The organism is Aeromonas sp. 600479 (assembly GCF_049175515.1).
GTDB lineage: Bacteria > Pseudomonadota > Gammaproteobacteria > Enterobacterales > Aeromonadaceae > Aeromonas > Aeromonas veronii_A.
The window spans coordinates 84,260-99,601 of record NZ_JAAKVF010000007.1 but is presented as its reverse complement, the minus strand read 5'-3'; the positions used below and the strand labels follow the sequence as shown (position 1 = coordinate 99,601).

Annotated in this window: 10 protein-coding genes; 5 read left to right on the top strand and 5 right to left on the bottom strand. The window is 58.8% G+C overall.

The window, feature by feature from the left end; all coding sequences use genetic code 11:
- Nucleotides 1-34: 34 nt before the first annotated feature.
- Nucleotides 35-1,405, bottom strand: a complete 1,371-nt coding sequence (locus G5149_RS09880; RefSeq protein ID WP_421212371.1) for an L-serine ammonia-lyase — start codon at nt 1,403-1,405, stop codon at nt 35-37.
- A 151-nt stretch (nt 1,406-1,556) separates the two neighbouring features.
- Complete coding sequence (locus G5149_RS09875) at nt 1,557-1,841, bottom strand: pyrimidine/purine nucleoside phosphorylase (protein ID WP_167556500.1); 285 nt, start codon at nt 1,839-1,841, stop codon at nt 1,557-1,559.
- Between the two features lie 270 nt (nt 1,842-2,111).
- Between G5149_RS09875 and G5149_RS09870 the strand changes: the two genes are divergently transcribed.
- Nucleotides 2,112-3,353: a dicarboxylate/amino acid:cation symporter gene (locus G5149_RS09870; RefSeq protein ID WP_005360943.1), complete on the top strand. Its 1,242-nt coding sequence runs from the start codon at nt 2,112-2,114 to the stop codon at nt 3,351-3,353.
- Nucleotides 3,354-4,990: 1,637 nt separating this feature from the next.
- On the opposite strand, the gene pfkA is transcribed toward G5149_RS09870, so the two are convergent.
- The 3 genes from pfkA to elyC form a co-directional block, all read right to left on the bottom strand.
- Complete coding sequence (pfkA, locus tag G5149_RS09865) at nt 4,991-5,962, bottom strand: 6-phosphofructokinase (RefSeq protein WP_005336840.1); 972 nt, start codon at nt 5,960-5,962, stop codon at nt 4,991-4,993.
- A 149-nt stretch (nt 5,963-6,111) separates the two neighbouring features.
- Nucleotides 6,112-6,867, bottom strand: a complete 756-nt coding sequence (tpiA, locus tag G5149_RS09860) for a triose-phosphate isomerase (RefSeq protein ID WP_047440675.1) — start codon at nt 6,865-6,867, stop codon at nt 6,112-6,114.
- Nucleotides 6,868-7,002: 135 nt separating this feature from the next.
- Complete coding sequence (gene elyC / locus G5149_RS09855; RefSeq protein ID WP_337072291.1) at nt 7,003-7,773, bottom strand: envelope biogenesis factor ElyC; 771 nt, start codon at nt 7,771-7,773, stop codon at nt 7,003-7,005.
- 101 nt (nt 7,774-7,874) lie between these two features.
- Between elyC and cmoM the strand changes: the two genes are divergently transcribed.
- From cmoM to mukB, 4 genes are all read left to right on the top strand, one after another.
- Entirely contained in the window at nt 7,875-8,651 is a 777-nt protein-coding gene (cmoM, locus tag G5149_RS09850; protein WP_227273728.1) for a tRNA uridine 5-oxyacetic acid(34) methyltransferase CmoM, read from the top strand.
- Between the two features lie 100 nt (nt 8,652-8,751).
- Nucleotides 8,752-10,086 carry a chromosome partition protein MukF gene (gene mukF / locus G5149_RS09845; protein WP_421212370.1) on the top strand — a complete coding sequence of 445 codons (1,335 nt, stop codon included), beginning with the start codon at nt 8,752-8,754 and terminating at the stop codon, nt 10,084-10,086.
- A complete protein-coding gene (gene mukE / locus G5149_RS09840; protein WP_005345759.1) occupies nt 10,067-10,786 on the top strand; it encodes a chromosome partition protein MukE in 720 nt (239 codons plus the stop codon). Before mukF ends, mukE begins: the two co-directional genes overlap by 20 nt.
- 3 nt (nt 10,787-10,789) lie before the next feature.
- Nucleotides 10,790-15,217: a chromosome partition protein MukB gene (mukB, locus tag G5149_RS09835; RefSeq protein ID WP_421212369.1), complete on the top strand. Its 4,428-nt coding sequence runs from the start codon at nt 10,790-10,792 to the stop codon at nt 15,215-15,217.
- Nucleotides 15,218-15,342 lie beyond the last annotated feature (125 nt).

Here is a 15,342-nt window from a genome sequence, read left to right as displayed (position 1 = left end):
CATTTCGGAACCAAATGGAGTCATTTGCCGTTTTTTAACATTCGGTAATGTTAACGGCGAGGCCGCCACGGGCCGTCTCCTTGTATTTGGTCTTCATGTCGTTGCCAGTCTCCCACATGGTCTTGATCACCTTGTCGAGCGACACCTTGTGCTCGCCGGTGCCGCGCAGGGCGAGGCGGGCGGCATTGATCGCCTTGACCGCCCCCATGGCGTTGCGTTCGATGCAGGGTACCTGCACCAGTCCGCCTATGGGATCGCAGGTGAGGCCGAGATTGTGCTCCATGCCTATTTCGGCGGCGTTCTCCACCATGGCCGGGCTGCCACCCAGCAGTTCGGTCAGTGCGCCGGCCGCCATGGAGCAGGCGACTCCCACTTCCCCCTGACAACCCACTTCGGCGCCGGAGAGGGAGGCGTTCTTCTTATATAAGATGCCGATGGCAGCCGCGGTGAGGAAGTAGCGGATCAGCGTCTCGTCATCCACCTTGTGAACGAAGCGATCGTAGTAGTGCAGCACGGCGGGGATGATGCCTGCGGCGCCATTGGTGGGGGCGGTGACCACCCGGCCACCGGCGGCGTTCTCTTCGTTGACCGCCAGCGCAAAGAGATCGACCCACTCCATCACCATCAGCGGATCCTTGTTGAAGTTGGTCTCGCAGCTTAACTGGCGGAACAGCCCCGGGGCGCGGCGCCGAACCTTGAGGCCGCCCGGCAGCACCCCTTCGCTTTTGCAGCCACGCTCGACGCAGCCCTGCATCGCCTGCCAGATCTTGCGCAGCCCCGCTTTTATCTGCTCATCGCTGCGAAATATCCGCTCATTGGCGAGGATAAGCCCCGAGATGGAGAGGCCGCTCTCCTGACAGTGGGCCAGCAGTTGGGCGCCGCTGTCGAACGGGTAGGGGACAGGGTGTTCGGCATCGGATTTGGCGGTGGCAAAGTGGCTCTCTTCAATGATGAAGCCGCCCCCGATGGAGTAGTAGGTCTGGCTGAAGCGCAGGTTTTCCTCTTTATCAAAGGCCCGCAGAGTCATGCCGTTGGTGTGGGCCGGCAGGGTTTTACGGCGGTTGAAGATGATGGCACCGGTGCGGGGAAAATGGCTTGGTTGCTCGCCTGCCAGCGGCAGGCTCTGCTCCTTTTCCACTCGAGCCAGAATGGCGGGGATGGCATCGATATCGACCGATTCCGGTTCAAAGCCCGACAACCCCAGAATGATCGCCTTGCCAGTGCCGTGTCCCTTGCCGGTCTGGCCCAGCGAGCCGTAACACTCCACTTCGACCCGTGTGATCTGCGGCAGATGGCCTTGCAGCTTGAGCTGCTGAACGAAGGCATAGGAGGCACGCATGGGGCCGACGGTATGGGAAGAGGAGGGGCCAATTCCGATGGAAAACAGGTCAAACACGCTGATCATGACATCAATCCGGTGATGGTTTATGTCTGTTTATTCTAGGATTTTTGCCATGGATAGGAAGCGGGGATGTGCGGTGCTGTGACATGGACACAGATAATGGGGCTGGGGGGCCAATAAGGTTGAAGGGGCTGATCCCCTTCAACCGGCCTGATCAGTCGAGAAATTCGCACAGATAAGCTGTGGGGGTTTTCACTTCCAGTTTGAAGGAGGAGTGACCGGCCACCAGGAAGGATTCACCCTGGCTGTAGGTGTGCCACTCATCTTCATCAGCCAGCTGGATGGTGAGGGCGCCCTTGATCACTGTCATCCGTTCGGGGGCGGCGGTGTTGAACAGGTAGTCACCGACGTTCATCACCCCGACGGTTGATTTCTCGCCTTTTTGTTCGAAACCGATGGATTTTACATTTCCGTCGAAATACTCGTTAACTTTCAGCATCTTTACATCCCTGTGTGTACGTTTGTGCAGCCAAACTAGCACAATCTTTTGCCAGTTGTCATGGGGGATGAGGTAAAAATCGCCGAGACCGCTTTGAATCTTCACTTTTTCGCAAACTTATTAATAGCCAAGGTTAATGATTTGCTGATTTAAAACAGCAATTAAATGTGAGATAACACGCGCAAACAGGGGAATGGGCAGCCGCTCATTCCCCTGTTTGGTTAATTGCACTGGGAAAAGTGTGAATTTTGCTACATAAAGGAACATATTGTGTTAACTAAAGGACTCATTAAAAACATCGGCTTCCAGGTTGTGGTCGCCATGGTACTGGGCGCAGTGGTCGGCGCGTTCATGGGTGAACAAGCCACCGTGTTTGCACCGCTCGGTACCCTGTTTATCCAGCTGATCAAGATGCTGGTGATCCCGCTGGTGGCGGTTGCCATCCTCTCCGGCGCCGCCAATCTGGGCGCCAGCCCGGCTGCGGGCAAGATCGGGGCAGCCACGCTGGCCTTCTTCCTCGTGACCTCCGCGTTGGCCGTGTTGCTGGCGCTGGTGATGGGGCAGATCTTCAAGCCGGGTGTCGGGGTCGATTTCGCTTCCGTCGCCTCCATGTTTGGCGGTGACTACGCCGATAAAGGGGCGCTGCCGGATGCAGTCGCCACCTTGCTTGGCATGATCCCCACCAACGTCTTCAACTCCCTCAACGAAGCGAACATCCTGCAGATCCTGGTGTTCTGCATGTTCCTCGGCATTGCGCTGGCCAAACAGCCGCGCGAGCGGGCCAAGCCACTGGTCGATGGGCTCAATACCCTGGTGGATGCCTTCGTCTGGATGATCAACAAGGTGATGATCATCGCACCGCTCGGTGTGTTCGGTCTGATGGCGGAAGCCATCGGTACCTATGGCTTCGATGTGCTGACCCTGGTACTCAAGCTGTTCGTGGTCTATGTGGCTGCCATCCTTATCTTCGGCTTTGTGGTCTATCCGCTGCTGGTGATGATGTTCTCCAACACGCCGGTGATGAAGTACCTCTCTGCCATGAAGAAGCCGCAGATCGTGGCCTTCTCCACCGCCTCTTCCATGGCGACCCTGCCGGTCAATATGGAGACCTGCGAGCATGATCTGAAAGTGACCAACGCGACCGCCTCCTTCGTGTTGCCGCTGGGTGCCACCATCAACATGAGTGGCAACGCCATCTATTACGGTCTGGTCGCCATCTTCTTCGCGCAGGTTTACAACATCGATCTGAGCGTCGGTGCCTGGGCGGCCATCATTGTGACCTCCACTCTGGGGGCGATCGGTCAGGCCGGTGTGCCGGGCCCAAGCTTCCTGGTGGTTGCCGTATTGCTGGCGGCCGGGATCCCCATCGAAGGGCTGCCGCTGCTGTTTGCGCTGGATCGACTGTTCGATATGATCCGCACCTCCCTCAATATCACCGGCGATGCGGCCTGTGCTGTCATTGTTGACCGCTTCAGCCCGGAATATGACCCAGAGCGCTGGAACAAGGCATAATTGCTTTGAACTGGGCTGAGATATAACAGCCCTAAGCTGATACTGCGTAACGCGAGCCCCTGCCATGATGGCGGGGGCTTCTTTATATCTGCCGGACAAGTATCAGAGCAAAGGTGTGCTCAAGAGATTGCTAACGGATGTAGCTGTGTTGAATGGAGAGTACAGGAGGGGAAAACATCAGTTGTGGGCATGGGCCGTATGGCGTCAACCGGCCTGTTGTAGATGCCGGGGTAGGGGATTGTCAAACGGCGGGTAACAAAAAGGGGAGCCTTGCTCCCCTCGGATATGATCTGCTGCTGGTTCTACTCCATCAGGCCATATGGTTAAACCATCCTGGTTACACCCTTGTGGCGAAAGAAACAGCGTCAACGTGATGAAATCATATCTATGTTGACCATCTCGGCATTATTGCTGAAAAGCGCCAGTTGGTGGCGATTAAACAGACATGGCAAAAAGGGTCGATCCGGATTGATGCCTCTCTATCCGGCTCAGAACTGTGACAGTGAGGGCAGAGAGACAGCAACCAGGGTGAAAAACACCGTGAAAACGGCAGTAACGACAAACTCTTTCATTTTTCTCTCCCTAAGTTGTTGGTTGATGTAGTCAAGATACCATAACAAGGGGGTAAAACAAGGGTAAAGCTTATAAAATGACGACTTTTATCAATGTGGTGTTTGAGGTCGTTATTTTTTACATATTGAGCTTATTTTATCGCCCATTGCGACTCGCCCCCCATGGGAGGTCAATTTTTTCTAGTTACTTTGTTTAAATTCAATGGCTTATTTGTTTGTTTGTTGGTTTTTTGATGGGCTTTGTATGGGGCTCAAGTAAAGCTTTATAAGTTATCCCTCTCATAATGGCGTCAATGAAGCCATGAAAAGTGTGTAAGGCCATGGTTTGACGATTCCTGACGTAGATAGCCCATCCAAAAGAAGTCTATGGAGACAATCTGGTTGCCAGCCCTTGTCACACCATCACTTTATCAGTCCGGAGTCTCCGCATTTATACAGCAATACACTGGGTTCATAGGGATGAGAGCCGTGCATCGGGGGGATACAGAGTAGCAGCTGGCTGTTTTATCACCGCCAATTTCCCCGTTGGCCTCGGAATAGACATGGCCGCAGCAAGAGTGAGGTACGCAATAGGCCAGAGGCGTATTCTCTGGCTGGGCTGGGCTGGGCTGGGCTGGGCTGGGCTGGGCTGGGCTGGGCTGGGCTGGGCTGGTCGCGAGCGGCCGGTGCATCTGCTTGAGTCATGTGATTGCAATACGTGAGCAGAGCCGGAGCATGGTTGGGGAAGATATCTGAGTCCCTTCTACAAGATTGAGATATAAAAAGCGGCGTATGACGAAGAGGCTGAACAAGCTCGTTTCAGGGGCGACAGGGCGCAGTTCAACGCAATCCGGTTTGCAGTAATAAAACGCATCCACGACGATACCGGAACTCTGTTCGTAGGCTGAAGCCGGTTGCTGTGAGGAGGGGAAGGCTGGTGAGCAGTCAGATGGCGCAAGGGTTGGGAATCAGGCAACCCGTATGGTGAGGGGCACACAGCGTGCCGATACATCAGTTTTTGTAAGATATAAAAAACCCTCCGATGGAGGGTTTTTGTCATCAACAGCCGGTAAAAAGCCGCTTGGCTTAGAACAGGGTGGTGGAGAGGTTGTAAAGCTCCTGATCGAACGGACGCTTCATGTTCTCGATGCAGTCGATGATGTCGTGGTGTACCAGCTCGTTGCGCTGGATACCGACGCAGCGACCACCGTGACCGGCCAGCAGCTGCTCAACGGCGTAAGCACCCATACGGCTGGACATGATCCGGTCACGGGCAGTCGGGGCACCGCCACGTTGGATATGGCCCAGGATGGTGGCGCGGGTTTCACGACCGGTCAGGGCTTCGATGTCCTTGGCCAGCGCGTTCACGTCGGTAACGTGCTCGCAGATGGTGATGATGGCGTGCTTCTTGCCCTTGGCTTCGCCTTCCTTGATCTGCTTGAGCAGCTTCTCTTTGTCGAAGGCTACTTCCGGCACGATCACATACTCGGCACCACCGGCAACGGCGGCAGACATGGCCAGATCGCCACAGTGGCGACCCATGATCTCGACCACGGAGATACGGTGGTGGGAGCTGCAGGTATCACGCAGACGGTCGATGGCGTCAACCACCACGTTCAGAGCGGTATCAAAACCGATGGTGAAGTCGGTACCGGCGATATCGTTGTCGATGGTGCCCGGCAGGCCGATGCAGGGGAAACCCTCTTCGGTCAGCTTCTTGGCACCCATGTAGGAGCCGTCACCACCGATGACGACCAGCGCATCGATACCGTGTTTTTTCAGGTTTTCGATCGCTTCGGCGCGCACTGCGGGGTCTTTGAAAGCAGGGAAACGGGCGGAGCCGAGGAAAGTACCACCACGGTTCACCACGTCGGAGACGCTGTGACGCTCCAGCTTGACGATGCGATCCTGGTGCAGACCGAGGTAGCCATCATAAATACCGTAAACTTCCAGGCCATGATGCAAACCGGCGCGAACCACGGCGCGAATGGCTGCGTTCATACCCGGTGCGTCGCCACCACTGGTCAAAACACCAATACGTTTGATTTGTTTGGTCATGAGTGCCTCTGGATCTGAGTTGTCAAATACGAATGTTTAAATAGACAAGCCACTTTTACTATATCGGCTTTCATATGGGATGCGGGGGCCACCATAGGAAAAGCGATACAAGAGAGGGGACGAGCCCCTCTCTTTGCCGTAATCAGCGATTACTTGGCAGCGCCAGCGATGATCTGGGAGAAGTCGTCCACTTTCAGGGACGCACCACCGACCAAGCCACCGTCGATGTCCGGCTGACCGAACAGGTCGGCAGCAGTGGCGCCAGTGACGGAACCGCCGTACAGGATCTGTACTTTGGCAGCAACGGCGGCATCAAAACCGGCCAGGTACTGACGGATGTGAGCGTGAACGGACTGAGCGATCTCCGGAGTGGCAGTCTTGCCAGTACCGATGGCCCATACCGGCTCGTAAGCGATAACGGCGTTGTTGAAGGAGGCGATGCCGCAACGGTCGATAACGGCTTTCAGCTGGGTCTCAACCACGTTCTTGGTCACGCCGGCTTCGAATTGCTCCAGAGTTTCACCGATGCACAGAACCGGGATCAGGCCGCCTTTCTGGATCGCTTCGTACTTGGCAGCAACCACGTCGTCAGTCTCTGCGTGCAGGGTACGACGCTCGCTGTGGCCGACCAGAGAGTAGGTGCAACCAAAGGCTTTCAGCATGGAGGGGGCGTTTTCGCCGGTGAAGGCACCAGACTCGTGAACGTCAGCGTTCTGGGCACCGTAGGCAATCTTGCTGCCAGCGGTCAGTTGCTCAACCAGACCCAAAAAGATAACCGGCGGGCAGACGGCGACTTGCACAGAAGGATGAGCGGCAGCAGCCGGGGTCAGTCCTTTGATCAGAGCTTCTACAGAAGCCTTGGTGCCGTTCAGTTTCCAGTTACCCATTACCAGGTGCTGTCTCATCTTGTATATCTCCTAGGCATTTGATTGCGCGACATTATATGAATTGAACCGAGCCCAAGATAGCTGACCCGGCGGTAAATGACGTAATTTTTTTTCGCTTTCCTGATCCAAATCAGGAATGAAACGCTTGATCGCTCATTCGTTAACCTGCCCCCGCAAGCGAGCCCACCATACCCCAATCCATTCGTGGATGGCAGCTTCGGAATACATCAGATAACGCCCTTTGGGTAAATAACTGTAGAGGGGCTGGGGTACCTGGCTCTGCTTGGCGGTGTAGTCGGTGGGGGCCGGCACGGCCTTGAGTCCCTGACCCTGATAGAGGGCCATGGCACGCGGCAAATGAGTGGCCGAGCTGACCAGCGCCACCTCTTTTCCTTTCAGATGGCGACTGATACTGACCGCCTCATCATGAGTGTCTTTGTTGTTTTCAAACAACGTCATCCGCGCGCGGGGAATGCCGAGACTCTCGGCCATCCGGGCATTGACCTCGGCATTGGAGAGGGGATCTCCCGATACATAGCCCGAAAAGACAAGCTCTGCCTGCGGATACGCCTGGGCCAGCCGTACCCCCTCGAGGGTGCGAGCCAGTGCAATATTGTTTTGCCAGGAGCGCTCGGGCACCGCCGGATCGCTGACATGGCCATTGCCGAGCACCACGATGGCATCGATGTTGGGATGCTGGCTCACCTCGAACGGCGGGTAGGTCTGCTCCAGCCCGCGGGCCAGTTCATAGCTCACCGGCCGCATCCCCATCAGGGCCACAATGAGCAGCGAGAGAGTGGCCAGCAGTTTGCCGGTTTTCTGAAAACGGGTGAACCAGAGTAACAGCAGGGCGACCAGCAGCAGGGAGAGGGAGAAGGGGAGCGGCATCAGCAGCTGACCCAGCCACTTTTTAATCACAAACACGGCAGACACTTCCTTGAGTTTTCAGCAAATTCGGGATGTGACAGAATACCTCTCTTTTTTGGGATGGCCACAACCCTGTGGCGCTAATGTTGAGTTTCTCCTTGAAGCACGATCAGAGTTTTGACGGGCGCGCCGACAAGTTCGCCCGCAACATTTACGACTCCACCAAGGGGCGCATCCGCACCACCATTGTCTGGAGCGACATCGAAGCCTGCCTGGCCCGCCTTGGCAACCGTCCGCTGCGCATCCTCGATGCGGGGGGCGGTTTTGGCTATTTCGCCCAGAAGCTGGCGGCCATGGGCCATCAGGTGGAGCTGTGCGATCTGTCAGCAGAAATGCTGGAACTGGCCCGCAGCCAGATCGCCGAGAAGGGGCTGGAAGACAAAATCCGTCTCATCCATTGCCCCATTCAGGATCTGAAGCAACACGTGACAGGTACCTTTGATCTGGTGCTCTGCCATGCGGTGCTGGAGTGGCTTGCCGAGCCGCGCCAGACCTTGCTGGGTCTGTTCCCTTTCGTCAATGCCGGGGGCATACTGTCGCTGCTTTTCTACAACCGTCATGGTTTGCTGTTCCAGAGCCTGGTGGTGGGCAATTTTGACTATGTGCGCCTTGGTCTTCGCAAGAAGCGCCAGACAGCGCTTACGCCCACCAATCCCCAATTGCCGGAGCAGGTCTATGACTGGATTGGTCGCGGGGGGCTGCGCATCATCGGCAAGACCGGGGTGCGGGTGATCCACGACTATATGCGTCACAAGCAGGATCAGGTGGAGAAGTTCGACGATCTGCTGGCCATGGAGCAGCAATATTGCCGTCAGGAGCCTTTTGTCTCCCTCGGTCGCTATATCCATGTGATGGCCCAGAAGCCGACCAGCTGATTGCTCGCTGTTCACGTCGATGTGAACCATGTTTTCGATGCTACCGGATGTAGCCGCGCGCACGATTTTGCGCCCAATACAACAACGAGATGACAACATCATGATGAGTACATCCCGTACCCTGCCAGAGCGTTCTTTGCCGGAGCTAGTAGGGTGGGTCAGGCAGGAGGGGTTGGCGTTGAGCCTGCCGACCGACCGGCTGGCCTTTCTGATTGCAATCAAGACCCTGTCCGAAGATGAGTCGGATCTGTCGGAGGCGGCGCTGCACGACGCCTTTAGCTATGTCAGCAGCGCTTTCGGCCAGATGGACGAGACCCTCACCGGTCGCGCCAACAACGCCATCAACGATCTCATTCGCCAGCAACTGTTGTCGCGTTTCAACACCGACATGGTGGCGGGGGAGAGCCTCTACCGCCTGTCGCGCCTGGGTGTGAGCATCGTCGACTTCTTTATGGATCAGCGTCAGGTTGACTCCATCAAGCTCTCCATTCTGCTCGAACACCTGGCTGCCGAGCTCGACACCGCCCGCAAGGCGGCGCTCGAGACCAACACCCGCGAGCAGTGGGATGCCGAGGTGCTGCCGCGCCTCACCTTCTCGCTGGAAGAGACGCTGGGCCGCATCGATCTCACCCAGCGCGCCATGGATGAGCAGCAGAATCAGGTCAAAAGCGAAATTGCGGCCCTGCTGACCCAGAACTGGGTCGATGCCATTCACAGCTGCGAAAAGCTGCTGCACGAGACCGGCCAGACCCTGCGCGAGCTGCAAGATACTTTGGACGCTGCCGGCCACCGCCTGCAGGCGGGGCTGCTCAACATTCAGGAAGCGGCGCAGGGGCGCGACGATCTGTTCCATGTCGAGGAGCTGACTCACGCCTTGCAAGGTCGTCTTGACGTCATCACCAGCTGGGGTCAGCAGTGCATCGAGCTCTGGTCCCGCTACGACAGACACGTCCACAAATTTATCCGCAACGCCATCGACATGGACAAGAACCGTGCCTTCAGCCAGCGGCTGCGCGAGTCCATTCGCAACTTCGAGCAGCACAACTGGCAGCTGCGGGTGGCCGAAGAGCCCCGTCTGCTGGAGTTGCGCGACGAAACCATCGCTATCCACGACGAGGAGGTGACCGGTGAGGTGCCCCTCGAGATGGAGTACGTCGAGATGGTGGATATCAACCAGGAGCTGGCCGAGCGCATCGAGCGTTATCTGGCCCGCTACCCCGAGCAGGGGCAGCAGCTGGATCTGGCCGATGTGCTGCGGGAATACCTGCTGGACTACCCGGCCCATGCCCACTTCGATGTGGCGCGTCTTCTGATCGACCAGGCCGTGCGCCTGGGCCATGCCAGCGGCGAGCGCGAACTGCATCGCCAACCCGCATGGAAACCCATTAACCAAGCTGGATCCAAGGTTCAGGCCTATGTCATTGATCAATACTGAGTTTCCCTTGCCGCTGCGGCTCGCAGAGGCGATTGCCAACCCCTTGTTTCCGCGCATCGACACCGCCTTGCGCTCCGGTCGCCACATCAGTGCCGACGAGTTCGAGCAGCACTCGGCGCTGGTCGAATATCACAGCGAGCTGGAGATCTTCTACGGCCGCTATCAGGTGGAGCTGATCAAGGCGCCGGAAGGCTTCTTTTACCTGCGCCCGCGCCCGAGCTCCGACATCGGCACCACTGTGCTCTCCGAGCTCGATATGCTGGTGGGCAAGGTGCTCTGCTACCTCTACCTGAGCCCGGATCGTCTGGCTTCGGAAGGGGTATTCGCCATGGCCGAGCTGCAAGAAGAGGTGCTTAGCCTCGCCGACGAGAAGCAGCTGCTGCGGATGGTCAACAGCCGCTCCGGCGGTACCGATCTCGACAAGAAGAAGTTGCTCGAAAAGATCCGCACCTCCATGCGCCGTCTGCGCCGCCTTGGCATGATCACCGCCCTTGGCAACGGGGATAAATTCCGGGTCAACGAATCGGTGTTCCGTTTCGCCGCCGATGTGCGTTCCGATGAAGATCCGCGCGCCGTTCAGCTGCGGATGATCCAGGAGGGTGAAGCAATCTTCCACGACGACGAAATGCCGAGCAGCGACTCGCTTTTTGATGACATCGAGGCGGATCTCGATGAAGAACAACTGGATCTGGAGGTATAACCGGTGCGAGGCAAGTTCAAATCACTGACCATGGTCAACTGGAACGGCTTCTTTGCCCGAACCTTCGATCTCGACCAGCTGGTCACCACTCTTTCCGGCGGCAACGGCGCGGGCAAGTCCACCACCATGGCGGCCTTTATCGCAGCGCTCATCCCCGACCAGTCACTGCTTCACTTCCGCAATACCACGGAAGCGGGTTCCAGCAGCGCCTCCCGTGACAAGGGGCTCTACGGCAAGCTGCAGCGCGGCCACTGCTATTCCCTGCTGGAAGTGATGAACAGCCGCGAACAGCGGATCTGGGTCGGCGTGCACCTCGAGCAGGTGGCCAACCGCGACAACAAGGTCAACATCACCCCGTTTGCGCTGGTGGATGTGCCGGAAAATCTGGCTCCGACCGATCTGCTGCTGGAGAAGCTCGATGGCGGCAAGGGGCGGGTACGCGCCTTTACCGACCTGAAAGGGGCGGCTGCCGAGCTGGGGGCGCTGAAAGTCGCCAAATTCAATACGGTGACCGACTATCACAACTTCATGTTCGAGTTCGGCATCACCCCGAAGAAGCTGCGTGATCAAAAAGATCGCGGCAAGTTCTACCGCCTGATCGAGGCATCCCTCTACGGCGGCATCTCCTCGTCCATCAGCCGTTCCCTGCGCGAATACCTGCTGCCGGAGAACTCCGGGGTGCGCAAGGCGTTTGCAGACATGGAGGCGGCCATCTATGAAAACCGCCGCACCCTGGAGGCCATCAAGGAGACTCAGGGTCAGCGGGATCTGTTCAAGAACCTGATCACCGAGACTACCCACTATGTGGCGGCGGACTATGTGCGCAACGCCGCCGAGAAGAGCCGTCTCTCCGAGCTGGCCCTCAAGGCGCGCCAGGAGCTGGCCGACAAGCGCCGCATTCTGGCCGAAGAGAAGCAGCGCGCTATCTATCTGGCCGATGAAGTGGAGCAGCTCACCAACCGCGAAAAACTGCTGACCGACGAGCTGGAGTCTGCCTCCGAGCATCTGGCCAAGGTGATGGCGGCCGTCAGCTTGCAGAAGAAGATCGAGATGTATCGCGCCGATCTGGCGGATCTCTCTGACAAACTCGAACAGCAGCAGGCGGTAGTGGAAGAGATCCACGGCCAACTGCTGGAGGTGGAAGAGCGCAAGGAGCTGGCGCAGGCCGAGGTAGACAGCCTCAAGACCCAGCTGGCCGACTACCAGCAGGCGCTCGATATCCAGCAGACCCGCGCCATCCAGTACCGTCAGGCGGTGCAGGCCCTTGATGCTGCCCGCGAGCAGTGCGAGCTGCCGGGGCTGACCGCCGAACAGGCGAGCGACACCCTGCACCAGTTCCGCGCCGCCGAGCAGAGCCTCACCAGCCGGGTGCTGGGGGCCGAGCAGCAGCTGGCACTCGCCAAGGCGGCAGTGGCCGAGCACGAAGCGGCGCTGGCGCTGCTGCTCAGCATCGCTCCGGAAACAGTGCGCGAGGCCGCCTGGCCTACCGCGCAGGCGCTGCTAAAGCGTCACATCGAAGACAAGGCTCGCATTGCCCAGGGGCAGGGTCTGCGCGCCGCGCTGGCTCGCCTCGAGAAAGAGAGCGAAAGCCAGAAGAGTCTCTTCAAGCTGCGTGACGAGCTGCAGCAGGCCTCTGGCCAGCTGATTGCCAGCAGCGATGAGCTGGAGATCTTCCTCGAAGCCCAACGCACCCGTCAGGAGGAGCTCTCCGAGCAGCAGGCGGAGGTGAACCAGCGCCGCGCCAGCCTCGAGCATCAGGGCACCCAGCTGGGCCGCGATATCAGCGATCTCACCAAACTGGCCCCCCGCTGGCTCAAATCCTTTGAAAAGCTCGAGCAGCTGCGTGAACAGAGCTGTCTGCCGCTGACTACCGCCGAAGAGCTTTCGGCCGGTATGCAGACAGTGCTCGACAAGGAGCGCGAGTTCGAGCAGGAGAGCAACCGCATTGCGGCGCAGAAACAGGCGCTGGAGCTGCAAATTCGCAACCTGCAACTGGGGGCAGGCGAGGCGGATCCCCGTCTTGCCCGTATCGCCGAGCAGGTGGGGGGCGTGCTGCTCTCCGATGTCTATGACGACATCTCCATCGACGATGCCCCTTACTACTCCGCGCTCTACGGCCCGGCTCGCAGCGCCCTGGTGGTGCTCGACCTTGAGGGCGCCATCGAGCGGCTGAAAAAGCTGGAAGATTGCCCGGAGGATATCTACCTGATTCAGGGCAACCCCGACTCCTTTGACGAGGATCTGGTGGAAGCCGATGAGCTGGGGGACGCCGTGCTGGTGCGCACCAGCAAGCGTCAGGTGCGCTTCTCCCGCTACCCCGAGCTGCCGCTGTTTGGCCGCGCCGCCCGGGAAAAACGGATCGAGCAGCTCGACCTTGAGCGCGAAGGGCTCATCGAGGGCTACGCCAAGGCAGCTTTCGAGCAGCAGAAGTACCACCGTCTCTACGGTCACTTCCGCGATTTTATCGGTCAGCATCTGGATATCGCCTTCCGCCCCGACCCGGAAGCCGAAGTGCAGGCCAAGCAGGCCGAACTGCGCACGCTGCAAGGGGCCATCGGTGAGTGCGACAAGCAGCTGGCCGAGGCCAAAGCGGCCGCCGCCCAGCTGACCCGCCATATCCAGCTGGTGCAGGGGATGCTGCCCTTTGCCCACCTGTTTGCCGAGACTGATCTGGCGGCCCGCCTCGAGGCGGCTCACGCTGATGTGGAAGCCCTGAAACAGGCCGAAGCCTTTATCGCCAAACACGGCAAATCGCTGGAAAAACTGGAAACCATGGTGCAGGTGCTGCGTCAGGATCCGCAGGATCTTGCCGCGCTGCAGGCAGCTTACGATGAGGTGAGCGACCTGCTGGCCGAGCAGAAACGCCGGTGCTACGCCCTCGATCAGCTGGTGGCCCGCCTGCCGCACTTTGCCTATCAGGATGCGCAAGACCTGCTGGGCAAGGCCTCCGAGATGAGCGAGCGACTCAAAGAGAAGCTGAAAGCGGCTGAGCTGGCGGCCCGCACCGCTGGCGAGCAGCACAAGCAGATTGCCCAGCGCCACACCGAGGCGTTGCAACTGCGTACCGCGCTCAACTCCAGCGTCGAGGCCAAGCGCCAGACCCTGACCGAGTTCGAGCAGGAGCTGGCGGCCATGGGGCTGACCCTCTCTGACGACATGGAGGAGAAGGCGCGTGCCCACAAGAAAGAGATCGAAGAGCTGCTGATCCGCACCCGTTCCCGTCGCACCAGCGCCGAGGCCCAGTTGCAGGTCACCAAGCGGGAGATCGAATCCCTTGGCGGTCGTCTCAAGCTGGAAGGCAAGGATTACTACAGCGCCCGTAAATCACTGGTGGGTCACAAGGCGAGCTGGTCGCGGGTGGTGCGTCTGGCGCGGGAGACCGACGTCGAGAAGCGCCTCAACAAGCGCGAGCTGGCGTATCTGGACAGCGACGAGCTGCGCTCCATGTCGGACAAGGCCCTCGGCGCCCTGCGGGTGGCGGTGGCGCACGACGAGGCCCTGCGTGATGCGCTGCGTCTCTCCGAGGGCAACCGCAGCACCGAGCAGAAGGTCGCCTTCTACGTCCAGGTCTACCGTTATCTCAAGGATCGCATTCGCAACGATATCATCCGCTCCGATGATCCGGTCGAGGCGATCGAGGAGATGGAGATCGAGCTGGCGCGTCTCGCTGACGAGCTCAAGCAGCGGGAAACCCATCTGTCGCTCTCCTCCCACGAGGTGGCGGCCAAGATCACCAACATCATCCGCCGCGAGCAGAACCGCATCCGGGTGCTCAACCAGGGCTTGCAGAACATCGCCTTCGGTCTGGTGCGCGGGGTGCGCCTCAACGTCAATATCCGCGAAGCCCACACCCGTCTGCTGACGGCGCTGGCCGATCAAACCGCTATGCACAACGATCTGTTCGCCGACAAGGAGCTCAGCTTCTCCGAGGCGATGGCCAAGCTGTTCCAGCGCCTCAACCCGCAGATTGAGCAGGGGGATCGCAGCTATCAGGTGATGGGCGACGTGCTGCTCGACTATCGCAACTATCTGGAGCTGGAGATCGAGGTGCAGCGTGGTGCCGACGGCTGGCTGCGGGCCGAGAGCGGCGCGCTCTCCACTGGTGAGGCGATCGGTACCGGTCAGGCCATCCTCTTGATGGTGCTGATCAGCTGGGAGGAGGAATCCCGCCGCCTGCGCGGCAAGGATATCGCCCCCTGCCGTCTGTTGTTCCTCGACGAAGCGGCCCGTCTGGATGGCAAATCCATTGCCACTCTGTTCGAGCTGTGCGAGCGGCAGGATATGCAGCTGCTTATCGCGGCGCCGGAGAACATCAGTCCCGAGAAGGGCACGACCTACAAGCTCATCCGCAAGGTACAGGGCAAGCACGAGCACGTGCATGTGGTGGGCCTGCGCGGCTTCGGCTTTGCCGACGACAAGCTGATTGCCTGAGAAGTCTCTGGCCCATCCCGACAAGGGATGACCGGTAACTAGTTGAAAGGGAGGCATTTGCCTCCCTTTTTGCATGGAAGATATGGCAAAGTAGCCGCGCGGTCGCTGTTGCCTGACAACAAGGC